At 38.7% G+C, this 25,897-nt stretch carries 22 protein-coding genes and 1 riboswitch; of the genes, 4 read left to right on the top strand and 18 right to left on the bottom strand.

The window, feature by feature from the left end; all coding sequences use genetic code 11:
* Nucleotides 1-3: 3 nt before the first annotated feature.
* Nucleotides 4-2,667: an aconitate hydratase AcnA gene (gene acnA, locus GPZ88_RS07540; protein ID WP_157628847.1), complete on the bottom strand. Its 2,664-nt coding sequence runs from the start codon at nucleotides 2,665-2,667 to the stop codon at nucleotides 4-6.
* A gap of 284 nt (nucleotides 2,668-2,951) precedes the next feature.
* Here acnA and nrdH point away from each other — a divergent pair, with 284 nt between their 5' ends.
* The 4 genes from nrdH to thiT all read left to right on the top strand — a co-directional run bounded on the left by nrdH (nucleotide 2,952) and on the right by thiT (nucleotide 7,594).
* Complete coding sequence (nrdH, locus tag GPZ88_RS07535) at nucleotides 2,952-3,179, top strand: glutaredoxin-like protein NrdH (RefSeq protein ID WP_014334480.1); 228 nt, start codon at nucleotides 2,952-2,954, stop codon at nucleotides 3,177-3,179.
* A gap of 70 nt (nucleotides 3,180-3,249) precedes the next feature.
* Complete coding sequence (gene nrdE / locus GPZ88_RS07530) at nucleotides 3,250-5,409, top strand: class 1b ribonucleoside-diphosphate reductase subunit alpha (protein ID WP_166043905.1); 2,160 nt, start codon at nucleotides 3,250-3,252, stop codon at nucleotides 5,407-5,409.
* Between the two features lie 386 nt (nucleotides 5,410-5,795).
* Nucleotides 5,796-6,761, top strand: coding sequence for a class 1b ribonucleoside-diphosphate reductase subunit beta (gene nrdF / locus GPZ88_RS07525; protein WP_166043903.1), 966 nt, complete (start codon nucleotides 5,796-5,798; stop codon nucleotides 6,759-6,761).
* 99 nt (nucleotides 6,762-6,860) lie between these two features.
* Nucleotides 6,861-6,958, top strand: a riboswitch (TPP riboswitch).
* 69 nt (nucleotides 6,959-7,027) lie between these two features.
* Entirely contained in the window at nucleotides 7,028-7,594 is a 567-nt protein-coding gene (gene thiT, locus GPZ88_RS07520) for an energy-coupled thiamine transporter ThiT (protein ID WP_166043902.1), read from the top strand.
* A gap of 62 nt (nucleotides 7,595-7,656) precedes the next feature.
* Here thiT and ribH read toward each other — a convergent pair whose 3' ends face one another.
* From ribH to GPZ88_RS07425, 17 genes are all read right to left on the bottom strand, one after another.
* Nucleotides 7,657-8,118 carry a 6,7-dimethyl-8-ribityllumazine synthase gene (ribH, locus tag GPZ88_RS07515; RefSeq protein ID WP_166043900.1) on the bottom strand — a complete coding sequence of 154 codons (462 nt, stop codon included), beginning with the start codon at nucleotides 8,116-8,118 and terminating at the stop codon, nucleotides 7,657-7,659.
* 11 nt (nucleotides 8,119-8,129) lie between these two features.
* Nucleotides 8,130-9,308: a GTP cyclohydrolase II gene (ribA, locus tag GPZ88_RS07510; protein WP_166043898.1), complete on the bottom strand. Its 1,179-nt coding sequence runs from the start codon at nucleotides 9,306-9,308 to the stop codon at nucleotides 8,130-8,132.
* Nucleotides 9,309-9,911, bottom strand: a complete 603-nt coding sequence (locus GPZ88_RS07505; protein WP_166043896.1) for a riboflavin synthase — start codon at nucleotides 9,909-9,911, stop codon at nucleotides 9,309-9,311.
* Nucleotides 9,911-10,966 (bottom strand): bifunctional diaminohydroxyphosphoribosylaminopyrimidine deaminase/5-amino-6-(5-phosphoribosylamino)uracil reductase RibD, encoded by a 1,056-nt coding sequence (gene ribD, locus GPZ88_RS07500; RefSeq protein WP_166043894.1) that lies wholly within the window; start codon nucleotides 10,964-10,966, stop codon nucleotides 9,911-9,913. The genes GPZ88_RS07505 and ribD overlap by 1 nt, the downstream gene beginning before the upstream one ends.
* Nucleotides 10,967-11,493: 527 nt before the next feature.
* Nucleotides 11,494-12,261 carry a DUF3169 family protein gene (locus GPZ88_RS07495; protein WP_166043893.1) on the bottom strand — a complete coding sequence of 256 codons (768 nt, stop codon included), beginning with the start codon at nucleotides 12,259-12,261 and terminating at the stop codon, nucleotides 11,494-11,496.
* On the bottom strand, nucleotides 12,261-12,485 hold the full coding sequence (locus tag GPZ88_RS07490) for a helix-turn-helix transcriptional regulator (RefSeq protein WP_074601513.1): 225 nt from the start codon (nucleotides 12,483-12,485) through the stop codon (nucleotides 12,261-12,263). The genes GPZ88_RS07495 and GPZ88_RS07490 overlap by 1 nt, the downstream gene beginning before the upstream one ends.
* A 197-nt stretch (nucleotides 12,486-12,682) precedes the next feature.
* Nucleotides 12,683-13,240, bottom strand: coding sequence for an NAD(P)H-dependent oxidoreductase (locus tag GPZ88_RS07485; protein ID WP_166043891.1), 558 nt, complete (start codon nucleotides 13,238-13,240; stop codon nucleotides 12,683-12,685).
* A gap of 95 nt (nucleotides 13,241-13,335) precedes the next feature.
* A complete protein-coding gene (locus GPZ88_RS07480; protein ID WP_166043889.1) occupies nucleotides 13,336-14,466 on the bottom strand; it encodes an acetylornithine transaminase in 1,131 nt (376 codons plus the stop codon).
* A gap of 18 nt (nucleotides 14,467-14,484) precedes the next feature.
* Nucleotides 14,485-15,219, bottom strand: a complete 735-nt coding sequence (argB, locus tag GPZ88_RS07475; RefSeq protein WP_074559612.1) for an acetylglutamate kinase — start codon at nucleotides 15,217-15,219, stop codon at nucleotides 14,485-14,487.
* A gap of 12 nt (nucleotides 15,220-15,231) precedes the next feature.
* Nucleotides 15,232-16,425 (bottom strand): bifunctional ornithine acetyltransferase/N-acetylglutamate synthase, encoded by a 1,194-nt coding sequence (argJ, locus tag GPZ88_RS07470; RefSeq protein ID WP_133018350.1) that lies wholly within the window; start codon nucleotides 16,423-16,425, stop codon nucleotides 15,232-15,234.
* Between the two features lie 66 nt (nucleotides 16,426-16,491).
* Complete coding sequence (gene argC / locus GPZ88_RS07465; RefSeq protein WP_074601506.1) at nucleotides 16,492-17,514, bottom strand: N-acetyl-gamma-glutamyl-phosphate reductase; 1,023 nt, start codon at nucleotides 17,512-17,514, stop codon at nucleotides 16,492-16,494.
* A gap of 112 nt (nucleotides 17,515-17,626) precedes the next feature.
* The gene (locus tag GPZ88_RS07460) at nucleotides 17,627-18,805 is read right to left on the bottom strand and encodes a pyridoxal phosphate-dependent aminotransferase (protein ID WP_166043886.1); all 1,179 of its coding nucleotides are present in this window, start codon (nucleotides 18,803-18,805) and stop codon (nucleotides 17,627-17,629) included.
* Between the two features lie 10 nt (nucleotides 18,806-18,815).
* Nucleotides 18,816-19,598, bottom strand: a complete 783-nt coding sequence (locus GPZ88_RS07455) for a carbon-nitrogen family hydrolase (protein ID WP_166043884.1) — start codon at nucleotides 19,596-19,598, stop codon at nucleotides 18,816-18,818.
* A 157-nt stretch (nucleotides 19,599-19,755) separates the two neighbouring features.
* Complete coding sequence (locus GPZ88_RS07450) at nucleotides 19,756-20,736, bottom strand: M50 family metallopeptidase (protein ID WP_206282130.1); 981 nt, start codon at nucleotides 20,734-20,736, stop codon at nucleotides 19,756-19,758.
* A 297-nt stretch (nucleotides 20,737-21,033) separates the two neighbouring features.
* Nucleotides 21,034-23,652 (bottom strand): alanine--tRNA ligase, encoded by a 2,619-nt coding sequence (gene alaS, locus GPZ88_RS07435; protein ID WP_166043882.1) that lies wholly within the window; start codon nucleotides 23,650-23,652, stop codon nucleotides 21,034-21,036.
* 357 nt (nucleotides 23,653-24,009) lie between these two features.
* A complete protein-coding gene (locus GPZ88_RS07430; RefSeq protein WP_158913366.1) occupies nucleotides 24,010-25,080 on the bottom strand; it encodes a peptidylprolyl isomerase PrsA in 1,071 nt (356 codons plus the stop codon).
* A gap of 69 nt (nucleotides 25,081-25,149) precedes the next feature.
* On the bottom strand, nucleotides 25,150-25,851 hold the full coding sequence (locus tag GPZ88_RS07425; protein WP_074601492.1) for an O-methyltransferase: 702 nt from the start codon (nucleotides 25,849-25,851) through the stop codon (nucleotides 25,150-25,152).
* Nucleotides 25,852-25,897: the final 46 nt, after the last annotated feature.

The following is a 25,897-nucleotide window of genomic DNA, read 5'->3' as shown; positions in this document are numbered from 1 at the left end:
ATATTAAGCACCCCCTAATTTCTTTCTAACAACCATTGGTAGAATTCCGCCATTTTTGTAGTAACGGATGTCAGCATCCGCATCAAAACGGACCATGGCTTTAAAGTGTTTTTCACCTGATTCATCACGCGCAATCACATCTACAATATCGTGAATACCAGGATTTTCTGAAAGGTTAATATCGTATGTTTCGTAACCTGTTAATCCAAGACTTTCAGCTGTATCACCTTCTAAGAATTGCAATGGTAAAACCCCCATCATGACAAGGTTTGAGCGGTGAATACGTTCAAAGCTTTCAGCAAGAACAGCTTTAACACCAAGAAGATTTGACCCTTTGGCAGCCCAGTCACGACTTGATCCCATACCATAGTCTTTACCAGCAATGACCAAAGTGTCAACATTATCTTCTTTATAATGCATAGCTGCATCATAGATTGGCATCAATTCACCATTGTATTTTGTATAACCACCAATTTTACCATCGGCTAATTGGTTTTGAATTCGAATGTTGGCAAATGTTCCGCGCATCATGACTTCGTGGTTACCACGACGGCTACCATATGAGTTGAAATCAAGGTAATCAACACCATGTTCTGTCAAATATTTAGCAGCTGGACTGTTTTTAGCGATGTTACCTGCTGGTGAGATGTGGTCAGTTGTGACACTATCACCAAATTTAGCCAATGGTTTAAGGTTTTTAAGTGGTTTGATTGCTAAATCATCACCCAAGTTATCAAAGTATGGTGGGTTTTGGATGTATGTTGAGGCTTCATTCCAATGATAGATTTTACTTTCTTCTGTTGGAATTTGGTTCCACTTTTCACTGTCAGTGAAAACATGCTCATACTCGTGTTCGAACAATTCACGTGTGACAAATTGGTCAACGTATTTTGCTACTTCATCATTTGTTGGCATGATGTCTTTAAGATAGACTGGCTCATTGTTTTGATCAAAACCAAGTGGTTCTGTTGTCAAGTCAATATTCGTATTTCCAGCAAGCGCATAAGCCACAACTAGCGGTGGACTAGCAAGGAAGTTTGCTTTGACGAGTGGATTGACACGACCTTCAAAGTTACGGTTACCTGACAAAACAGCTGATGCAAGCAAGTCAGTGTCAGTAATAGCTTTTGCAACTTCTGGACGAAGGCTACCTGAGTTACCGATACATGTTGTACAACCGTAACCGACAATGTTAAATCCAAGTGTATCTAGGTAAGTTTGCAAACCAGAGTTACGAAGATAACCTGTCACCACTTTTGAACCAGGGGCAAGTGATGTTTTGACTGTCGGAGCTACGCGTAAACCACGTTCAACAGCATTTTTGGCAAGCAAACCAGCTGACATGAGCACGTAAGGATTTGAAGTATTCGTACATGATGTGATAGCTGCAATTGCCACATGTCCAGTCTTGATTTCCACATCTTTGTCCTCAAAGTGAACAGTTGCTGTTTTATTAATCTCATCTGCTGTCAAACCAAATCCTTGAACACCTGCTTCGCGTGTCAAGCTTTCTTGGAAAGTTTGTTTTGCTTGTGTCAAATCAATCAAATCCTGTGGACGTTTTGGTCCAGAGATACTTGGTGAGATGGTAGACAAATCAATCTCAACAACTTTAGTGTATTCAGCTTGATGCTCTGGATCATAGAAAAGATTGTTACGTTTAGCATATTCTTTTGTCAATGCAATGTGGTCTTCATCACGGTTTGTCAAACGCATGTAGTTAAGCGTTTCATCATCGATTGGGAAATAACCACATGTTGCACCGTATTCAGGAGCCATATTAGCGATAGTTGCACGTTCAGCAAGACTAAGATTTGAAAGACCATCACCAAAGTACTCAACGAATTTGCCGACAACTTTTTCTTGACGAAGGACTTGTGTCACTTTAAGTGCCAAGTCAGTTGCAGTCGCAATCTTAGGCAATTTACCTGTCAAACGGACACCGATGACTTCTGGAATTGGGAAAAACGAAGCCTCACCAAGCATAGCTGCTTCTGCTTCAATACCTCCGACTCCCCAACCAAGCACACCAATACCATTGATCATTGTTGTGTGACTATCAGTACCAAACATTGAATCAGGGTAAAGCATACCATCTTTTTCAATGACAACATCACTTAAATACTCAATATTAACTTGGTGAATAATCCCTGTTGCTGGTGGAACAGCACGGTAATTATCGAATGATTTTTCAGCCCATTTCAAAAATTCGTAACGCTCATTGTTACGTTTAAATTCCATATTAATGTTATCTTCTAAAGCTGTATCGCAGCCAAAGAAATCAACCTGGACACTGTGGTCAATAACCAAATCAACTGGGATTTCAGGGTTGATTAAATCTGCATCACCACCATTTGAAACGATGGCATCACGCATTGATGCAAGGTCGACAACAACTGGTACACCAGTGAAATCTTGTAGGATAACACGACTTGGTTTGAATGGGACTTCGCCTTGGATGTTTTTAGGATTGTAAGTTGCTAAATTTTCAATGTGACTTTTTGTAACATCTACTCCATCATACTTTCTGAGTAAACTTTCAAGTAATATACGAATAGTGTAAGGGATTCTTTTGATATTTCCTCCATAATGAGAAACGGCTTCTTCAAGATTTAGGTAAGAATAGTCATTCTCTTTGAAAGAAAATTTAGATAAGAACTCTGTCATGTACGGACCCCCGATTATAATAATATTGTTTTTAATTATACAAAATTCAGAAAATTTTGTCAACATTAATTTACAGGTGCGTGTTAGATTTCCTGACATGATGTGTTACTTAAAAATAAAAAAGCTGTTAAACCTTGGTATCACTACATTTTGTACCAACGACAATCACCAACCGCTACATATGGTGTTTTTGTAAGTCTTTTTGGTTGCTTTTTTGGTATATTTTGGCTATTCTAATTAAACATTGAATTAAAAAAAGATAACGATTTATGGAGGAAAGCCTAATGGCTAATAAAATTACACTTTTTTCAAAAAATAATTGCATGCAATGCAAAATGACTAAAAAACTTTTAGAAAAAGCGGGCGCTGAATTCCAAGAAATCAACATGGATGAACGCCCAGATATGATTGATTACGTTAAAAGTCTTGGTTTTACAGCCGCTCCAGTTATCAAAGCTGGCGAAATTGCCTTTTCAGGATTTCAACCAAATAAACTAAAAGAAATTATTTAACTACTCTTCCATCTTGAATTAGAAAGGAATTACCTTACTCAATCTATGAACTAGGTAACTTACTTTATTTATGAGTCTTAAAAATCTTGGCGAAGTCTCTTACTTTCGCCTTAATAATGAAATCAACCGTCCAGTAAACGGTCAAATCCCGTTAAATAAAGATAAAGAAGCTCTCAAAGCTTTCTTTCTTGAAAATGTCATTCCAAACACCATGACATTTGAAAGCATCACTGAAAAAATTGACTATCTAATTGCCAATGATTACATCGAAGCTGAATTCATCGGTAAATACTCACCAGACTTTATTGAAAACTTGTCTAAAGACTTGCAGTCTCACAAGTTTCGCTTCAAATCTTTCATGGCAGCTTACAAGTTCTACCAACAGTATGCTTTAAAGACAAATGACGGCAGCCAATATCTTGAGAGTATCGAAGACCGTGTGCTCTTTAATGCCCTTTATTTTGCTGATGGAAATGAAGAGCTGGCGCAGGATTTAGCACTTGAGATGATTAATCAACGTTACCAACCAGCCACTCCTTCTTTTTTGAACGCTGGACGAAGTCGACGCGGTGAATTTGTATCATGTTTCTTGATTTCTGTGACAGATGATATGAATGCTATCGGACGTTCTATCAATTCAGCCCTGCAATTGTCACGTATCGGTGGTGGGGTCGGTATCAGCTTGTCAAACTTGCGTGAAGCTGGCGCGCCAATCAAAGGCTATGAAGGCGCAGCGTCCGGTGTTGTTCCAGTGATGAAACTCTTTGAGGATAGTTTTTCATACTCAAATCAACTTGGTCAACGTCAAGGTGCAGGTGCTGTTTATCTCGATGTTTTCCACCCAGATATCATGGCCTTTTTATCGACTAAGAAAGAAAATGCTGACGAGAAAGTGCGCGTCAAAACCCTTTCGCTTGGGATTACCATCCCAGATAAATTTTACGAATTAGCTCGTAAAAATGAAGACATGTACCTCTTTAGTCCATATAGTGTCGAGCGTGAGTACGGTGTGCCATACAGTTACGTCGATATCACAGCAGAGTACGACAAAATGGTCGCTAATCCCAACATTGTCAAAACCAAAATTAAAGCGCGTGATTTGGAAACTGAAATTTCAAAACTCCAACAAGAGTCTGGGTATCCCTACGTGATTAACATTGATACCGCTAACCGCACTAATCCAATCGATGGCAAAATCATCATGTCAAATCTATGCTCTGAAGTTCTTCAAGTTCAAAAGCCAAGCATTATCAACGACGCCCAAGAATTTGTCAAAATGGGAACAGATATTTCATGTAACCTTGGTTCAACCAATGTGGTTAATATGATGACTTCTCCTGATTTTGGTCGTTCTATCAAAGCCATGACACGTGCCTTAACTTTCGTATCAGACACGTCATCAATCGAAGCAGTACCAACAATCAAACACGGCAATGAACAAGCCCATACTTTCGGACTTGGTGCTATGGGACTTCACACTTATCTTGCCCAAAATCACATTCACTACGGAAGTCCAGAATCTATCGAGTTCACAAATATCTATTTTATGCTGCTCAATTACTGGACTTTAGTCGAATCTAATCAGATTGCTCGCGAACGCAAGCAAACCTTTGTAGGCTTTGAAAAATCAAGCTACGCTGATGGTAGTTATTTTGATAAATACATCACTGGTGATTTTGTACCAAAATCTGACCGCGTCAAAGAATTCTTTGCTGGGCACTTTATTCCTAGCGGTGAGGATTGGGCTGAGCTTCGCGATGCTGTGATGACAGACGGACTTTACCATCAAAATCGTCTTGCCGTTGCTCCAAATGGTTCGATTTCATACATCAACGATGTCTCAGCATCACTTCACCCCATTACACAACGCATTGAGGAACGTCAAGAAAAGAAAATCGGTAAGATTTACTACCCAGCAGCTGGGTTGTCTACAGATACAATTCCTTATTACACGTCTGCTTACGACATGGATATGCGAAAAGTCATTGACGTTTATGCTGCAGCTACTGAGCATGTTGATCAAGGATTGTCCCTCACTTTGTTCTTGCGCAGCGATATTCCAGAAGGAATCTACGAATGGAAAACGCAAAGCAAACAAACCACTCGTGACCTTTCTATCTTGCGTCACTACGCTTTCAATAAAGGGCTCAAATCAATCTATTATATCCGCACCTTTACAGATGACGGTGAAGAAGTTGGCTCAAACCAATGCGAAAGCTGTGTGATTTAACTGAGTAAGTCTGACTAGACGTTAAAACGTCTGTCAGACTACGCTATTCGCTATAGCGAATAGCTAACTCACTTACTAACTTCATTAATCGACTAAAATCGAGTCGATTAATTCCGTGGCGTAACTACTTAAAAACTTGCATTGGTCCTAAAGGACCTAATAACATGACGGCAACCGCTCGGGCGGACTGCCTAGTTCACTTACTAACTTCATTAATCGACTAGAACCGAGTCAATTGCTTACGTGGCATAAGCTTTTGACAACTTTTGTTAGTTTAAAAATGATTAGTGTCACGTCACGGCTAATGCCAGCGCTACTAGATAAATAAGCTAACCCGAACCTAGTCATCTGACTGGTTTTCTAAACTATTTTTATGGAGAAAATACATGTCGCAAACTTATTATAAAGCCATTAACTGGAATGAGATTGAGGATGTGATTGACAAGTCAACTTGGGAAAAGTTGACCGAACAATTCTGGCTTGATACGCGTATTCCGCTCTCAAACGACCTTGATGATTGGCGCAAGCTTTCTGACCAAGAAAAAGATTTGGTCGGTAAAGTTTTTGGTGGCTTAACTCTTCTTGATACCATGCAATCAGAATCTGGTGTAGAAGCGATTCGTGCAGATGTCAGAACACCTCACGAAGAAGCCGTCCTCAACAATATCCAATTTATGGAATCTGTCCACGCCAAATCATACTCTTCCATTTTTTCAACACTTAACACAAAATCAGAAATCGAAGCAATCTTTGAATGGACAAACAACAACGAATACTTACAGAAAAAAGCCAAAATCATCAATGATATTTATGAAAATGGCACTGCTCTACAAAAGAAGGTCGCTTCAACTTTTCTTGAAACCTTTCTCTTTTACTCAGGATTTTTCACACCACTTTATTATCTTGGCAATAATAAATTGGCAAATGTCGCTGAAATTATCAAATTAATCATCCGCGATGAATCTGTCCACGGAACTTACATTGGCTATAAATTCCAACTTGGTTTCAATGAATTATCTGAGAAAGAGCAAGATGACCTGCGTGATTGGATGTATGACTTACTTTATCAACTCTATGAAAATGAAGAAAATTACACCAAAACACTTTATGACCAAGTTGGCTGGACTGAGGAAGTTCTGACTTTCTTACGTTATAACGCCAACAAAGCTCTCATGAACTTAGGGCAAGACCCGCTTTTCCCTGATACCGCAAATGACGTCAACCCAATCGTCATGAATGGTATTTCAACAGGAACTTCAAACCACGACTTCTTTAGTCAGGTCGGAAACGGATACCTTCTTGGTTCTGTTGAAGCTATGCAAGATGATGATTACAATTATGGCCTTGACTAAGCTTTTCAAGAAAAGGCGAAAAATGATTAGAATTTTCAAAAAATATTTTCGAACTGTCTTGACAAGAAAGTTTCTTTCATGCTAGACTATAAACAAATTGAATTCACAAAGGAGTGCCATCGGCTGAGATCGCATTTGCGAAATCCTGATAACCTGATCTCGTTAGGACGAGCGTAGGGATTGTGATATGACTTTTTTAAACGTGATTAAAATAGCATTGAACATATTATCAGAAAAAGCTCCTTTGTGTTAGAAGGAGCTTTTTTATGTCGTCGAAGAATTCTCAATTGTCTGCTTTAATTGAGACTGCATTGGTTGCTGCTTTTGCTATGGCTTTATCTTATATTCCAGATTTTGCTAGCTGGTTCACCCCTTCATTCGGTGCGGTGCCAGTCGTCCTTTTTGCCCTACGTCGCGGTCCAAAGTACGGAACTCTAGCTGGTCTTATCTGGGGCTTGCTTCACTTCATTTTAGGTAAAGTTTGGTATTTGGCTTTGTCACAAGTTATCATCGAATACATCATTGCCTTTATCTCAATGGGCTTGGCTGGATTTTTATCTGCGCCATTTCAAAATGCTCTCTCTAAGGACAATAAAGGACGTGCTTTGATTTACTCAACTATCGGTGCCACACTTGCTGTTTTTGTCCGCTACTTTTGGCACTTTGTAGCTGGCTTTATCTTCTGGGGAAGCTACGCACCAAAAGGCATGTCACCTTACCTTTATTCTCTCAGCGTCAATGGCACTGCTGGACTCCTAACTCTAGTCTTCGTCATTTTAGCGCTAGCTATCATCATCCCAACACAAGGAAAACTCTTCTTGGTGAAGAAATAAACCCTTCATTTTCTAAGCTTAACACCATAAAAGCTAAGACAAATCGTCTTAGCTTTTTTCTATTACAGTTGTTTTGCCAAATTAATCATCTCAAGCACACCTTGGGCGCATTCGCTACCTTTATTACCAGCTTTAGAGCCTGAACGTTCGATAGCTTGCTCGATATCCTCAGTGGTAATCACACCAAACATAACTGGAATGTCACTAGTAAGATTAATCTGACCAACACCCTTAGCCACTTCGTTGCAGACCAAATCATAATGACTTGTTGACCCGCGAATAACACTCCCAAGGGTAATAACACCGTCGTATTTGCCGCTGGCAACGATTTTTTTCGTCATAAATGGAATTTCAAAAGCACCAGGAACCCAGTAAACATCGATATCGTTCTCAGCCACTTCATTTCGAACCAGACCGTCCACGGCACCACCTAATAATTTTGAGGTGATGAATTCATTAAAACGCGCCACAACGATTGCGATTTTCAAGTCTTTTCCGATAAATTTTCCTTCAAATGTTGTCATGATTATTCTCCTTATACGATGTATAATAAATGATGAAATTTTTCTTGTTTGGTTTGTAGGTAAGCTTTATTTTCTTTGTGGGCTGGCATCTGCAAGGGCAAGCGTTCCACAATTTCTATACCTGCCATTTCAAGCTGCTCCAACTTATCTGGATTATTGGTCAAGAGTTTAACCTGCTTGATATCTAAAAAGCTCAAAATATCCGCTGCAATCTGATAATCACGCTCATCGGGAGCAAAGCCAAGCTCAAGATTTGCCTCATAAGTGTCCAAACCTTCTTCTTGCAACTGATAAGCCTTTAGTTTATTTTTTAAGCCGATACCTCGACCTTCTTGACGAAGGTACAAAATAGCTCCGCGACCAACTTGGTCAATTTTTTCCATGGCAGCATGCAACTGTTCTCCACAGTCACAACGCAAAGACCCAAAAATATCGCCAGTCAAACACTCTGAGTGCAAACGCAGTAAAAGCGGTTCATCTGTCGTCAAATCTCCCTTTGACAAGAGAACATGCTCGCGCTTTTCTTCATCTTCAAATAACTGAAGGTCAAAGTCACCATAACTTGATGGCAACTTTACCTTAGGACTATCTTGAAAGCTCACATAGCGGGCGATATCACCAACTTCAATCATGGTCAAATTCCACTTGCTAGCAAAATCATGCAAATCAGCTTTACGAGCCATCGTGCCATCATCTTTTAAAATCTCACAAATATAAGCTGCTTCTCTCACACCAGCTAAACGTGCCAAATCAAGACTTGCTTCCGTGTGCCCACGACGTTCTAATACTCCACCAGAGCGTCCTACTAACGGAAACATGTGACCAGGTCTGTGAAAATCACTTGCTTTACTACTTACCGACGCTAATTCTTGAATAGTCTTAGCGCGGTCAAAAGCTGAAATTCCTGTTGACGTTTCTTTGTGGTCTACGCTAATGGTAAAAGCTGTGCCATGTGCATCCGTATTTTCTTCTGACATTGGAACAAGTTCCAAACGATTAGCAATCTCCTCAGACACTGGTGCACAAATCAAGCCACGCGCATGCTTGGTCATAAAATTCACATTTTCTGGGCTTGCTAATTCTGCCAGACCAACCAAGTCCCCTTCAGCTTCCCGGTCATCATCATCAACCACGATAATTAATTTTCCTGCTCTCAAATCAAAAAGAGCCTTTTCAACATCCTTAAACATTTATTCTCCTTTCATCCTTACTACTTGTGCCTGCATGTATTTTGCTAAAATATCAGTCTCGATATTGACCTTGTCGCCTTTTTTAAGACTAGCCAAGTTGGTTTCTTTTGCCGTATGCGGAATCAAAGACACGCTAAATTGTCCCGACTCAACAGACACCACCGTTAGACTAACCCCATTGACTGCGATTGAACCTTGTGCGACAATTTGCCCTTCAAGTTCTTTTGGAAAAGCAAAGCTGAGTACCAGAGCAGTTTCATCGCTCTTTTTCTGGACAAGAGTTGCCACACCATCTACGTGCCCCGTCACAAGGTGCCCTTCAAAACGAGCATTGGCTGACATGGCCAGTTCTAAATTAACCAAATCGCCCACACGACTTTCTGAAAAAATTGTCCGTCTAAAGGTTTCAGGCATGACATCAACAGTAAATAAATCTCCTGATTTAGCCACGCAAGTCAAGCAGACACCATTGATTGCCATACTATCGCCAATTTTATAATCAGCTAACAACTTTCGTGAAGCCTTGCAAGTTAATTTGATATTGTGCTGATGTTTGACAATCCGGCTAATACGACCTTGTTCTTGAATTAATCCGGTAAACATCATATCCTCCTTCTAGCCGAAAGCCTAATATTATTTCCGATTTTTTGACAGGCAAAATCGTCTAATTCTAAGGCTTGACTAACCAGACGAAAACTCGACATGGCTGCTTTGCCATTACCACCAATAAGTTTAGGAGTCACATAAGAAATGATTTCATCCCAAAGCCCACTTTCCAGAAAAGCATCATGAACACCAGCTCCGCCCTCAACATAAACTGACTGAAGCTTCTTCTCATAAAGCACCTGCAAAATATTTTCAATCGAAAACTCTGGCAAATCAATTACTGTGACATGCTTTGGTAAATTCGAAACCTTCCGACCACTAAAAATATAAACTGGAGCCGAATTATCTTTAAAAATCTGTAAATCTAACTGGTCAAAAACACGCCCCTTTTCATCCAAAATCACACGCACTGGTGAACAAAAGCTTGTCCCACTCCCCAGCAAACGTGGATTGTCAATCAAGACCGTATCAGCACCAACCAATATCGCATGAAAATCATCACGTTCATCGTGAACAAAGCGATTTGTCTCATCATCAGTCAAAGCCGTTCGTTTGCCAAGCACCGCTATTTTTCCATCTAAGCTAACCGCTTGTTTTAAAACCACGTAAGGTCGCTGGTGTTCGTAGTAAAAATTATAGTGAGGATTAAGGCCTCTAGCCTCTTCTTCTAATACACCAGTCACCACTTCGATGCCTTCTTCTTTCAAGAAAGCTAGTCCTTTCCCAGCCACCAAAGGATTGGGATCAAGTTGACCGACCACCACCTTTTTGATGCCAGCTGCTAGAATCGCTTGGGTGCAGGGGGGCTGTTTTCCCCTATGATGACAAGGTTCCAATGTTACATAAAGTGTTGAATCGACTAGTTCTTCAGGAGTTTGACAATGTAAAATAGCATTCTTTTCAGCATGCTCATAACCATACTTAAGGTGTGCACCACGAGCAATCACATGATTATCTTTGACAATCACTGCGCCAACTAAAGGATTGGTATAAGTTTGACGAAAACCTTTTTTAGCTTCTGCAATTGCCTGCGACATATAATAATTATCCATAATCGTCCTCCTTTCCAGACTAAAAAATCCCGACAAAAATCACTAAACTAGAATGGCCTAGATAGTTATTTTCATCGGGATAACACTTATGGTATTATCGAAAAATTCTGACAATACCATAAAGTTACTAAACTAAAATCCCCGCAGCTTACACCACGGGGAATTAAAGACAAGTAAAAAAGTATTCCAAAAAGCAAGAGCTTGCCTTTTGACACTCTATCAATTCTTCTCTCATCCAGACTATACTGTCGGTTCTGGAATCGCACCAGATCAGCTTGCGCTCACGGACTTAACTATCTCGCTTGGTTATCAAACCAAACAAAGTTGATTGATGATTTGCTTTTAGTCTAGGCGACAACCTCGCAAACATAACTGGTATTAGGCAAGAAGTGTCAACAACGAATAAAAGCAAATAGCAATCAACGAGACAACATCACCGTCGGTCGGGAATCTCACCCTGCCCCGAAGAAAACTATTCAATTCTGTTTTAGATTAGCACGAATTAGAAGTGCTGTCAATCATTTTTATTATTTTCTGAAATATTTATTCACAAAACGAATGTTAGCAAGGTTGATATAGATATAAATTCCTGTCGTTACTACCAAACCTGAAGTAACATCGAGCGAACTCTCGACTGCTAACACACACAAGATAGCATAAACAAATGGTAAATACTGATTGAGATTGAAAACAATCAAAAAAGCTTGCTCATAATTTGCTTGAAGTTCACCCTCATCGTAAGAATAGGCAAATTCTTTTACTTCTTTAATAGTCGGGAAAACTGAAATTTTGTAATGACGAATTTTTTGAGTTAATTTAAATATCATTATTTGAAGTACAAATAAAAAAATAAAAAAGATAGCTTCTACAACATAGGTCGTTATCTTAAAGGCTAAACCATTACTAATTCTGTCATGAAAATCGCAAATACCAACACCTATTGAAAAGAAAATAAATGCTACGGAAACATTATAAAAAGTCGATGCTAATCCTAAATTTTTAAATGTCTTACGATAAATCTCGTAACTTTCATCTTCATCAGCATCTTCGTCCATAGCCTCATAACGATTTTGATAATGATTCGCTTGGTACATAAACCATAATGTCACGAGAATTGACATAGCAGTCAGTATGTAGACAAAAGTCATAAAAATATCAAAATTAAACGTTAAAACCTTATCACCAAGACCAAGTCCCAAAGCACCAGTTACTCCTCCGACAAGAGCACTAACAGTAACAATTCCTAGATAAAATAAAACACGTTGTTTTGTTGTTAATTGTTTTGTCTTATTCATTATTCTTCTCCCTCTTCATCAAGACTAAAAACATTTTCGACAGGTTCATTAAAGATTTTTGCAATGCGCAAAGCGATAATCACCGATGGCGTATACTCATTACGTTCCAAAAGACTAATCGTTTGTCTAGAAACTTTCGCCAATTTGGCTAACTGTGTCTGATTCAAACCATCACGCGCACGTAACTCTTTCAGACGATTTTTTAATACCAAATTTTCCTCCATCCTAGTAATCGATAAAAATTACTTTTTGAGTTTAATTTTCCTACCAAGTCTTATTCTCCTTTTCCCCTTGATAAATTGATTATAGCACTACCCCCTAAAAATGACAAGGATATTTGTCAAAAATACAAAGATAATTGTCAAAAAGAACATAATTTTTGTCAAAAAAAGACCCGGTTAATAAAACCGAGCCTTATTTCCTACAAACTTTCAATCATTTCTACCAGTTTTTTAGCATGTGCTTGAGATTTTGCAATCATTTCTTGGGCTTTGTCAGCGTCCTCACGTAGTGAATAAGACACACCATGTGTGACAACATGACCGACAAAGTTAAGCTGCGTCAATTTAGCTGTCAAACGAATTGTTGCTAAAAGATCTTCAATCGTTGTACCAGATTCAGCGCTATAAGCTGCTTCTCCCGCACCAGTCGTCAAAGATGCAATCAAGTATTTATCTTTCAAGGCATTGCCATTTGACCCGTGAGAAAAACCATGCACAAAAACTTTTTCAATCCATTTATTCATCAAAGATGGGGTCATGTACCAATAAAGCGGGTATTGGAAAACAATGACATCTGCCCAACGGAGCTTATCTTGCTCAGCAGCCACATCAATCTGATAATCAGGATACAAATTGCTCAAAATATCCAATTCAACTTCTGGATAGAGCTTTTTAATTTCTTTTAAAATGGTTTTATTTGCCAAAGAATCATTTTTCAAATCAGGGTGTCCTGAAACAACAAGAACTTTTTTAGCCATTTTTTCACCTCTTCTATTATTAGAAAATTCTATACAATTGCACACAATTTGTCAACCTAAAAAAGCTGAGAACTTGGTCTCAGCCTCAAACAATTTTATGCAAAAACATCTGCCAAAATGGCTACACCTTGGTCGATTTCTTCTTTTGTCAAGGTTAATGGTGGCAAGAGACGAATGACATTGGTTCCTGCTGTCAACACAATCAAACCTTTGTCACGCGCTTTTTCAACCAAGTCCGCTAGGTTTTCACTGGTTTCAATCCCAATCATGTAGCCAAGACCGCGAACGTCAGTCACTTTAGGATTGTCAGCCAAGACTTTTTTCAGTTCCGTTTGCAAATAATTACCATTTTCAAGTGCTTGTGGTAAGAAACCGTCAGCCAGCATAATATCCAGTACGCTTGATGCTGCTGACATGACTAATTTATTACCACCGAAAGTTGAACCGTGACTACCGTATGAAAAGGCTGAACCAAGTTTTTCTTTGGCAATCATGGCACCAACGGGAACACCATTTCCAAGACCTTTAGCCAAGGTGAAAATATCTGGTTCAATACCATAATGCTCAAATGAGAAGAGCTTACCAGTACGTCCCATACCAGTTTGCACTTCATCAACAATCAGTAAAATTCCTGTTTCTTGACAGAATTGACTCAAAGCTGTCACAAAGGCTTTGTCAGCTGGACGAACACCTGATTCTCCTTGAACTAATTCTAACATGACAGCTGCCGTATCTTCCGTTACCAAAGCTTTAACGCTATCCAAATCATTGTAAGTAGCGTAGCTGAAATGTGGCACACCATCACCAAAACCAGTCTTGATTTTATCTTGACCAGTCGCTGACATGGAACCAAAGGTACGACCATGGAAAGAATTGACAAAAGTGATAATTTCTTGCTTACCAGTGGACTTACGAGCGATTTTAATGGCTGCTTCATTTGCTTCCGCACCGCTATTAGCAAAGAAAGCCAGGTAGTCTTTGTCACCGATTAATTTGCCGGCCACTTCTTCTTGCAAAGAATTATGATACAAGTTAGGCATATGCCAGATTTCTTCTGCTTGTTTTAGAAGAGTTGCCTTAACTTGTGGGTGAAAACCAAGGTTGGTTACCCCAATTCCTGTTGAGAAATCAAGGTATTTTTTACCATCTTGATCAAACAGATAATTTCCTTGCGCCTTAACAAATTCAATAGCTGCGCGTTTATAATTTTGAAATAACTTTGTCATTACTTGCTCCCCTTATCCCTAGCAGATGATTGAAGTTCCTGTTACAAGATTGTCGCCAATCAATACTTCACCAACACCTGCTAAAACAGTGTTCACTGCTGACTCAATTTTTGGAATCATACCGCCAGTGATAATGCCTTGATCGATCTTTTCTTGAAATTCTTTCGAAGTCAGGCTATCAAGCACTTCACCATTTTCCAAAACACCTTTCACATCTGTCATCAAAACCAATTTTTCAGCATTCAAGGCAATCGCTACTGCTGTTGCTAAATAATCAGCGTTGATGTTGAGCATGTCGCCTTCTTTTGAATAACCAATTGAAGCAAGTACTGGCAACATTTGATTATCAAGCATTTGCTCCAAAATCGGTGTCTGAATATGTGAGACATCACCAACATAACCATAAGTTTCCTTATCAAGAAAATCAGCTGTCACCACTCTTTTGATATTTGATAGCAACTGAATACTATCAATAGATGATTGGTTTAGTTTTTTAGTCAAATTTTCACCAACCATGTGAAGAAGAGCATAGCTGACCAACTTCATATCAGATTGACTGGTTACACGAAGACCATTGATTTTTTTAACTGGTACTTGGTTATCTTCCATTAATTTATTAATAGCATAGCCGCCACCATGCACAATGACCAAATTTTTATGGGCATCTTTCCATTTTTTGACTTGTGCTAAAAAGTCTTGCGACAAGTTTTGGCTAGCAACGCCACCAATTTTAATCACAATTGTATCTTTCATAGTCTTATCCCTTTATGTACGATAGAGGGCATTGATTTTCACGTAATCGTATGACAAATCACAACCCCAAGCTTTTCCTTGTGCTTCACCCGCATGCAAATCAACAGTGATAGTAATCTCATCTTCGTGCATAACATCTTGCATTTCTTCTGCTTCAAATTCAACGGGACTTGATTTTAGCATGACTGGAACATCACCTAAATAAATATCAATGTTATCTACAGGGACATCAACACCTGCATAGCCTACAGCTGCTAAAATGCGTCCCCAGTTAGGGTCTTCACCAAAAATCGCTGTCTTAACAAGGCTTGAACCAACAACACTTTTAGCCATCATGCGTGCATCAAGAGCGTTTGGAGCATTTTTGACATTCACTTCAATGAGTTTGCTTGCACCTTCACCGTCTTTGGCAATCATTTTAGCCAATTCTTGCATCACGTAATTAAGCATGGCTGAGAATTTATCAAATTCAGGCGTATTTGGCAAAATTTCTTCGTTCAAAGTGCAACCATTTGACATGACAAGAACCATATCGTTTGTCGACGTATCGCCATCAACGGTGATTTGGTTGAAGGTTGTTTCAACATTTTGGCTAAGCGCTAGTTGCAAAGTTTCACTTGAAATATTGGCATCACAGGTGATAAAAGCTAGCATTGTCGCCATATTTGGGTGAATCATGCCTGACCCTTTAGCGACACCTGCCATGGTAACTTCATCACGACCGAATTTTTCTGTGACTGCAACTGTTTTAACCATAGTATCTGTTGTTAAAATAGCTTTTGAAAAATCATCTGAATTCCCATTCACCACAAGTTTAGAAAGACCTGTTTTAAGAGTATCCATTGGCAACAAATCACCAATCACACCAGTTGAAGCAACACCGACCAAATCAGGTTCAACACCAAGTTTTTCTGCTGTCCATTTTTGCATCGTGTAAGCATCTTCCATTCCTTGCACACCTGTACAAGAGTTGGCAACGCCTGAGTTCACCACGATGGCTTTCATTTTTTGTGCTTTTTTAACAGACTGACGTGTCACAATTAGTGGCGCTGCAATAACTTTATTTGTCGTATAAACCCCAGCAACGCTAGCTGGCACTTCAGATACAATCCAACCAAAATCAAGTTTTCTTTTCTTAAACCCTGCATGTAATCCATCTGCTGAAAATCCAAGTGGGCTTGCTACATTACCTTCAATAACTTTCATTTTCTATACCTGAAACACTTAAAGCAAACTCATTCTTTTAAAAATACTTTAAGTGCCCTTCCCTTTCTATAAATAATTCGGCGAAATCAATAAACCTTCTGTTTCATCCCAACCATTCATGAGGTTAAGATTTTGCACTGCTTGACCAGCAGCACCTTTAATCAAATTATCAATGACAGATACTACTGTCAGTACATTAGTCACTTCATTGTAAAGAAAACCAATGTCTGTAAAGTTTGAGCCAATAACATTGTGCAATTCTGGCAAATCATCTTGCACACGAACAAATGGCGTATCTTTGTAAGAATCTTCATAGATAGCAAAAAGATTTGCATTTGTTAGTGGCTTTTTCAACTTAACATAAACCGTTGACATGATACCGCGATTAACTGGCAAAAGTGATGTTGAAAATTGAATGTGATTAACCTTGTCATCGAACAACTTCAACTCTTGTACAATTTCTGGAATGTGCTGGTGACGATTCAACTTGTAAGTCACGTAATTATCATGCACATTAACAAAATGACTTGATTCAGAAAGTGCTTTACCAGCACCTGTCAAACCACTTTTAGCATCAACGATGATTGAATCTTCTTCAACCACACCTGCTTTTAGCAAAGGAATCAAAGCTAATTCTGTTGCTGTCGCGTAGCAACCAGGGTTTGAAATGAATTTTTTACCTTTAACATCTGTAAACTCAGCCAAAGAATATGTAAATTTATTCAACGCTTCATCACTAGCAGGTGTTTTTTTATACCATTTTTCATAAAGATAGGCTGGCAAGCGATGGTCCCCTGACAAATCTATCACTGGAAAATCAGCTTCTACAAAAGGCTGTGCTAATTTGCTTGCAACTCCACTTGGTGTTGCAAAGAATACCAAGTCTGATTTTGCCATGATTTTCTCGGCATCAAATTCTTCAATAACCAAGTCACAGACACCAACTAAGTAAGGGTATAAGTCTGATAATCGTCGACCGATTTCCTTAGTTGCATGAATCGAAGCAATCGTTACTTTTTTATGATTATTCAATAATTTAACTAATTCTAGACCACTGTATCCAGTGATACCAACAATCGACACCCTCATAATATACACTCCTTAAATAAATATATATTCAATTTTATAGTATATTTATTCATAAGTCAAGCGCTTTTTGCATAAATTATTAAAAAAGTACGAATTTTCATTCGCACTTTCATTATTTTTCAAATAATTTCAGTTTGCTAATTCGCTCGACGGCTTCTTCAAGGCGTTCTGGTTCAACTAGGAGTCCGATTCTGACGTAGCCATCTCCTGCTTGTCCGAAACCTTTTCCCGGTGCGACTGCGACGTGAGCTTCGTTTAAGAGTAAATCAGCGAAGCTTTCACTGTTATAACCTTCTGGCACCGGCATCCAAGCATAAAACGAACCTTTTGACTCAAAGGCGTGCCAGCCGATTTTAGCAGCAGCTTTGACAAAAGCGTGGCGTCGCTCGTCATATTTGTGATTTAGCTCTGCGATTGCTACTTTCGCACGTTTGTCTAAAAGGGCAGCCGCGCCAGCATCTTGTATAGCCGGAAAAATGCTGACAAAGAGGTGGTCTTGCAATAAGTTAAGTGCCTCAATCAGCTCCGCATTTCCTGCAGCAAATGCCAAACGCCAACCTGCCATGTTAAAAGTTTTCGAAAATGTGTAAAGTTCAATACCTACTTCTTTTGCTCCAGGTGTTGATAAAAAACTTGGATTTTGGTAACCGTCTGCTCCCAAAGCCCCATAAGCAAAGTCGCTAACAACACCGACCTCGTATTTTTTCGCCCAAGCGACCAGTTCTTCATAAAATTCAGTCGTCGCCACGGCACCAGTTGGGTTATTTGGATAATTGATGTAGATAAATTTAGCACGTTTTGCCACTTCTTCAGGAATAGCTGACAAATCTGGCAAAAAGTTATTTTCTTCTTTTAAAGGAAAGGTTTCATATTCAATTTTTCCTAACGCTACACTTGATAAATAGTCTGGATAGCCTGGGTCAGGCAAAAGTAAGAGCTCACCAGGATTCATCAAGGCCAAGGGAAACTCAACCAGGCCAATCTTTGCCCCACCAAGCACACAAATTTCCTTCTCACTATCAAGTTCCACCTGATAATTATCCTTATAAAACTGACTAGCTGCTTCTTTAAAATTAGCATTACCTCGAAATTGTGAATATTTATGGGATGCTGGATTCTTAGCAGATTCAATCAAAGCATCAACAATATAATCGTATGTCGGCTGATCAGGATTTCCTTGTCCAAGATTAATCACATCATAACCTTCAGCCACTTTTGCATTGACCTTAGCAACAAGGCTAGCAAAAAATTGTTTTGGCAATGTTTGTAAAATATCTGATTGTGAAAACATCCTAACCCCCCTAATGATACAACTCTGGTTTGCGATCTTCAAAGACTGGAATATGACCTCGAATTTTCTCAACTTCCGCTAAATCAAGATCAACTGTAAAGATACCTTCTTGATAATCTGTCGTCTGCAAAATAATCTGTCCCAAAGGGTTGATTACCAATGAATGCCCAGAAAAATCGTCCAACACTCCTTGACCAACACGGTTGACAGCCACTACAAAAGCTTGATTTTCAACTGCACGCGCACGCAGTAAAATCTCCCACTGTTCTACACGTGCTTCTGGCCATTCAGCTACGACAAATAAAACCTTGGCTCCGCTTGACATCAAGGTTCTCACCCATTCTGGAAAACGGATATCATAGCAAATGACACTAGCTGCCTTGACACCATCAAGCTCAAAAGTACTTTCACGATGCCCAGCCTGCAAAAAACGATCTTCTCCCATCAAGCCAAAAAGATGAACTTTATCATAATCAGCAATCACCTGACCAGATCGGTTAAAAACATAAGTCGTATTAAAAAAGCCAGTTTCTTTTTTTGTTGCCACAGAACCAGCCACCAGATTAACCTGGTGATCCTTCGCAAACTTTCCAAGCAAGTTTTTGGTTTCTTGACCATTCTCATCAGCAAGCTCTGCTATTTGCTCCAAAGCATAACCTGTATTCCACATTTCTGGCAAAACAATCACATCAGGCTCATCAAGCGCTGCTTTTTCTAACCAAGCTAAGACATTCTCAATGTTTTTCTTCGGCTCAGCTTCGTAAATAGCCATCTGAATTAGTGAAACTTTCATGATTTCCTCGATTCTATCTTTTGTTGAAAATTTTCTGAAATCTTAGTGACTATTATAGCAGTCTGCCTTCTCCTCGTAAAATAGTTATTTTAAATAGATTTGATAGTTAAAAACTATATCCCCAAAAAAGCCCACCATCAGGTGAGCTTTGAATACTTTATACTAAAAACTGTTTTTCGGCTTGAACTAAAACTGATTTTTGTTCACTATATAATGATAACACCTCTTGAAAAGCGATTTTTTTCTCACTTATATCTTCACTATTTTCTAAATAAAAACATGATAGATATTGCAGACGTTTTTGGCTAATCTTATCTAATTTCTCCAAGTTTATTTTAGCAAACAAGTCACTAGACACCCTCTTATACACTAATGCTTCTAAACTTACTAGAAGGCTATAGTAATAATTTCGATTAAACTGATTACTTAGCTTTATCTCTGTCAATCTTTGATAACTATTTCTAATCTGCAACATTTCTCCTTGCAATAACCAAGCATAAATCAGATACAATAAAAAAGTATTTATCATATAGTCAGGAATATTTTTGTTTTCTAAAGTGCTACAAACTTTTGGAACTTCATCAAAAGTCGTAACGCTATAATCTTGCAATAATTGATTAGATACTCTTTGATATAAAAGAAATAAGTCATCTTTCATTAACAATTTATATGCCTTAAAACCATCGTTGCATAAGCCAGAAAAGTTTATTGGAGCTGCCGTTGCTATAAATAATAATAGGCTAGAATATCCAAATACTTTCAAAAATTCCAACTGTGAAAACAAGACAAATGAACCAAGTAAACTAACTAATGGACCTCCAACTAGTAACTTTAACATTGATTTTTCTGGATACTTTGCTACCTTATAGCGATAAATACCACCATAATACATCCAGTTATCATTAAATCTCACACGAAATCCATTTTCAAAATCAAATTTGATAAAGCCAACAATAAGATGCTGTGGTTTTACGCCATTAATATAACCAACTGCAAAATGACCAAATTCATGAAATAAAATAGCCAACATAATGCTAATATAACTTAAGATAAATGTTTCTCGTACTGATGGAAATATTATCATCAACAAAAGTAAGAACAAAAATGTTACACAAACTGGCGAAGGTAATTTTCTCATATATCTCCCTTTTATTCCTGAATATCTCTGGAATTCCTAAATGATATTACCATTTTATCATAAGATTTTTTAACTATATCAAAAAGCCCACCGTTTGGTGAGCTTTCATTTTATTTTCTTTCTTGCAAGGTTTTAATCAGACTACTGAGTAGGCTTGCTTCTGCAAAGAGAATGACAATAAGTACCCAATTTACTCTTCCTTGAATGCTATTTAAAATAAGCACGCAAGTTAGAATGACTATAGTTGCACTGATTAGGGCAATTGCAAGTTTTAGAAAGATATTTTTTGATGTCATCTTATAGATTTTCTGCTACTGCTGCAAGAAGGTCAGCGATTTTAGCAGCATCTGAACCACCGGCCATAGCCATGTCTGGTTTACCACCACCACGACCTGATACGATTGGTGCCAAAGTTTTAATCAAGTTACCAGCATGAACATCTTTAGATTTGCTTGCAACAAGGACGTTTACTTTTTCGCCAATAGCTGCTGCCAATACAAGAACATCAGAGTAATCTTTTTGTTTCCAGTTATCAGCAAATGTACGAAGAGCTCCAGCGTCAGAAACAGTTACTTGGCTAGCAATAAAGCGAAGACCATTTGCTTCTTTAACATCTTTGAAGACGTCACCAGCTTGAGCTGCTGCTGCTTTTTCTTTCAACTCAGCATTTTCTTTTTGCAATTTGTGCAATTGTTCTTGCAAGCTTACAACTTTCTTAGTAACTTCTTTAAGTTGAGGTACTTTAAGAGTTTCAGCGATTGCTTTAAGGTCTTCTTCTTCTTGGCGGTATGCTTCAAAGGCTTCTTTACCAGTTACAGCAAGGATACGACGAGTTCCTGAACCGATACCTTCTTCTTTAACAATCTTGAAGATTCCGATTTCTGCTGTATTTGAAACGTGTGTACCGCCACAAAGTTCAATTGAGTAATCACCAATTGTTACAACACGTACGTTTTTACCGTATTTTTCACCGAACAAGGCCATAGCACCCATTGATTTAGCTGTATCAATGTCAGTTTCAACAGTCTTAACTGGGATAGCATTCCAGATTTGTTGGTTAACTTCTTCTTCGATTTGACGCAATTCATCAGCAGTTACTGCTTCAAAGTGAGTGAAGTCAAAGCGCAAGAATCCTTCTTCGTTAAGAGAACCAGCTTGAGTAGCGTGTTCACCGATAACGTGGTGAAGTGCAGCGTGAAGCAAGTGAGTAGCTGTGTGGTTTTTGATAACACTGTGACGACGTTTGCTGTCGATTTCAAGAGTGTATGTTGTACCAACTGACAAGCTTGCTAGAACATCAACTGTGTGAAGAGCTTGACCATTTGGTGCTTTTTGAACATCAATCACACGAGCAACGATGTCGCCTTTATCGTTTTTGATAACACCGTGGTCAGCTACTTGACCACCCATTTCAGCGTAGAATGGTGTTTTAGCGAAAACAAGTAAAGCTTGACCTTCTGAAACAGCTTCAGTACGTTCGTTATCAGCAATGATTACTGACAATGTAGAGTCAAGAACTTCTTCTTCATAGCTAAAGACTGATTCTTCAGTGATGCTTGACAATGTTTCGTTTTGCATACCCATTGAACCACCTTTAACAACACTTGCGCGAGCGCGTTCTTGTTGTTCTTTCATGGCAGCTTCAAAGCCAGCGTGGTCAATCTTGAATCCTTTATCTTCAGCCAATTCCTCAGTCAATTCAACTGGGAATCCGTATGTATCATACAATTTGAAGATATCTTTACCCTCAACAGTGTCTTTACCTGCAGCTTTCAAATCAGCCAACAATTGGTCAAGCATGTTTGAACCAGCATCGATTGTACGTGCAAAAGTTTCTTCTTCACGACGAACGATTTTTTCGATAAATTCACGTTTTTCAAGTACTTCTGGGTAGTATGATTCCATGATTTTACCAACAGTTGGAACCAATTTGTACAAGAATGTTTCATTGATACCAAGGTGACGACCATGCATAACAGCACGACGAAGCAAACGACGAAGAACGTATCCACGACCTTCGTTACCTGGAAGAGCACCATCACCGATTGCAAATGAAAGTGAACGAATGTGGTCAGCGATGACTTTAAAGCTCATGTTGTCGCCATCTGGATCGTAAGTTTTACCAGATAATTTTTCGATTTCACGAATGATTGGCATGAAGAGGTCAGTTTCAAAGTTTGTTTTAGCCCCTTGCATAACAGCAACCAAACGTTCCAAACCAGCACCAGTATCAATGTTTTTGTGTGGCAATTCTTTGTATTCTGAACGTGGGACAGCTGGGTCAGCGTTAAATTGTGACAACACGATGTTCCAGATTTCGATATAACGGTCGTTTTCGATATCTTCAGCAAGAAGTTTGATACCAACGTGGTCTGGGTCAAAGTCTTCACCACGGTCAAAGAAGATTTCAGTATCTGGTCCTGAAGGTCCAGCACCGATTTCCCAGAAATTATCTTCGATTGGAATCAAGTGGCTTGGTTCAACACCAAGTGAAATCCAACGGTTGTAAGTATCTTTATCATCAGGGTAATAAGTCATGTAAAGTTTGTCTTTAGGGAAGTCAAACCATTCTGGACTTGTCAATAATTCAAATCCCCAAGTAATTGCTTCATCACGGAAGTAATCACCAACAGAGAAGTTACCCAACATTTCAAACATTGTGTGGTGACGAGCTGTTTTACCAACATTTTCGATGTCGTTTGTACGGATAGCTTTTTGAGCATTAGTGATACGTGGGTTTTCTGGAATTACTGAACCATCAAAGTATTTTTTAAGTGTCGCAACACCTGAGTTAATCCACAACAAAGTTGGGTCGTTTACAGGAACCAAGTTTGCAGAAGGTTCAACAGAGTGACCTTTTGATTTCCAAAAGTCTAACCACATTTGGCGCACTTGCGCACTAGTCAATTGTTTCATTTCATCTTTCCTTTTCTTGTTACTAAGCGATGTTACAACGCTTGCCATAGATTGAAATCATCTTTTATGCCATTAAGGATACAAAAAACGACAAGTCCATCTCATAGAGGGTGACGTTAGCCACGGTACCACCTCTTTTCAATGAACCTGTCATTCTTCATTTATCTCTTAAATTGTTTTTTCTTGCATTTGACCATGGTAACTCAGTTACCAATATTGACAATTAGAAAACATGAGTAGCACATTTTTAACTTCATCCATGGCTCGCAGCAACCGCCACTTTTCTGAATCTGAATGTTTAAAAACGATTCTCAATCTTTTTAATTGTACTGTATTTTAAGCGTCTGGTCAAGTAGCTTATTCAGCTGAATCTGTAGAACTTGATTCTGCTGTTGAAGAGTCTTCAGTTGAGCTAGCTTCTGAAGAACTTGCTTGGCTTGAAGCTTCACTTGAGCTTGATGAAGCTTTTGAAGATGATGAAGATGTGCTTGTAGCATATTGTGAAAGAATGCTTGCGAAGCTACGATCTTTGATTTTCACATTAGCTTTATCAAGTGCTTTACCGATAACTTGGTTTTGGAAGTTTGTATCATTTTGGTATTTAGCCATAATAATTTTCTTCAAGCGTTTTTTGTAAGTTTTCCAGTCAGCATTTTTATCTGTTTTCTTAGTTGTTTTAACGATGTAGTAAGTGTATGAATATGTTGATGAGTTCATCACTTTAATCACATCTGATACTGAACCTTCGTCTTGTTTGAAGGCAGCTGCCATAACATCTGATGGCAATTTAGTGTCTGCTGAATCAAATGTGTATTCAGTTTTCTTAGCTGTTGTGTTTTCTTTAGCGATTTTATCAAAATCAGCACCTTCTGCTGTTGCTTGATCGTGAACTGATTTTGCTTTATCTTCGTCAGTTAATGCAATAACTGTAGCAGTTGTGTCTGCGTTGTAGTCTTTATAAGCGTCTTTGTAGTTTTTAGTTGTTAATTTGTCTTTAGCAGCTTCTTTAACAGCGTATTCGACAAGCATTGATGTGCGAATTTGTTGTTTGTAAGTATCTGTTGTCAATCCTGCTGCTTGAAGAGCGCTTGAGAATGATGAACCATATGATGAAGCTGTTGTGTTATAAGCTTTGGTAACGTCTTTGTCAGAAACTTTATCACCATATTGATCTTCAAAGACACGTGACAAAATCAAATTCAACATTGTTTGTTGAGATGATGATGTGCTTTTAGCTGCACTGTAGAAGTCTGATACTGTAATTGTGTTACCTTTCATTGTAACAAGAGCTTTAGTTTCAGAATTGTTGTTTGTAGCAAGGTAAGTAACGCCAGCACCAATAAGAGCTGATGCCACGGCAATAGAAACACCTTTAAAAGCCTTGCTTTGGATCATTTTTGAAAATCCTGATTTTTCTTTGTTAGCCATTGATATTAAACTCCTTAATTTGTCTTTAACTCCATTAGTATACCACAATAACTTAAATGTTGCTTAATTTTACAGTTCTACATCTTCAGCATTTTTACGGAGCATTAGCAGTCCGTCACTAAGTGGTAAAAGGCTTGCTGTCAGATTTGGATTATCAAGCGTTGCGTCGAAAAGTCGTTGAAGTCCACGGTAAATCGTGCGCTGTCCGCGACGCACTTCTTCGATTGGTTTGACAATGTCGCCACCTTGGAAGACATCGTCAAAAATCACGACGCCTCCAACTTTCAAGTGTTTCAAAACTTCTGGCAAAAAGACGATGTATTTTGATTTTGCTGAATCCATGAAGACAAAGTCATACTCACCTTCAAGGGTCGAAAGAGTATCAACGGCATCACCTTCAACTAATGTGATTTGCTTGCGAGTGTCGTATTTTGCAAAGTTTTCCTTAGCAAAAGCAATCATTTCTGGATTACGATCGAGTGTTGTAATCTTAGCTTCTGGTGCATTTTCTGCCATCAAAAGCGCTGAAAAACCAATTGCTGTCCCAATTTCCAAGATATTCTTAGGTTGCAAGGTTTGCAACAAGAAACGGAAATAAGCTACGACTTCGTGCTGGATAATCGGGATATTTTCTTGATGTGCAAAAGCTTCTAATTCCGCTAAAAAACCATCATTTTGCTTTTGACGTGTTCGCATATAACGCACGACACCCTCTTTAACAACAGGACGTCGCATATTGTGATTTGCTGTTTTTGAATATGATTTAACCATAACTCTTATTATATAGCAAAATAAAGCCGATGTGAATAGCTAGTTT

Source organism: Streptococcus ruminicola, from assembly GCF_011387195.1.
Lineage (GTDB): Bacteria > Bacillota > Bacilli > Lactobacillales > Streptococcaceae > Streptococcus > Streptococcus ruminicola.
Note: the sequence above shows the minus strand (reverse complement) of the source record. Positions and strands in the feature narration are given on the sequence as shown.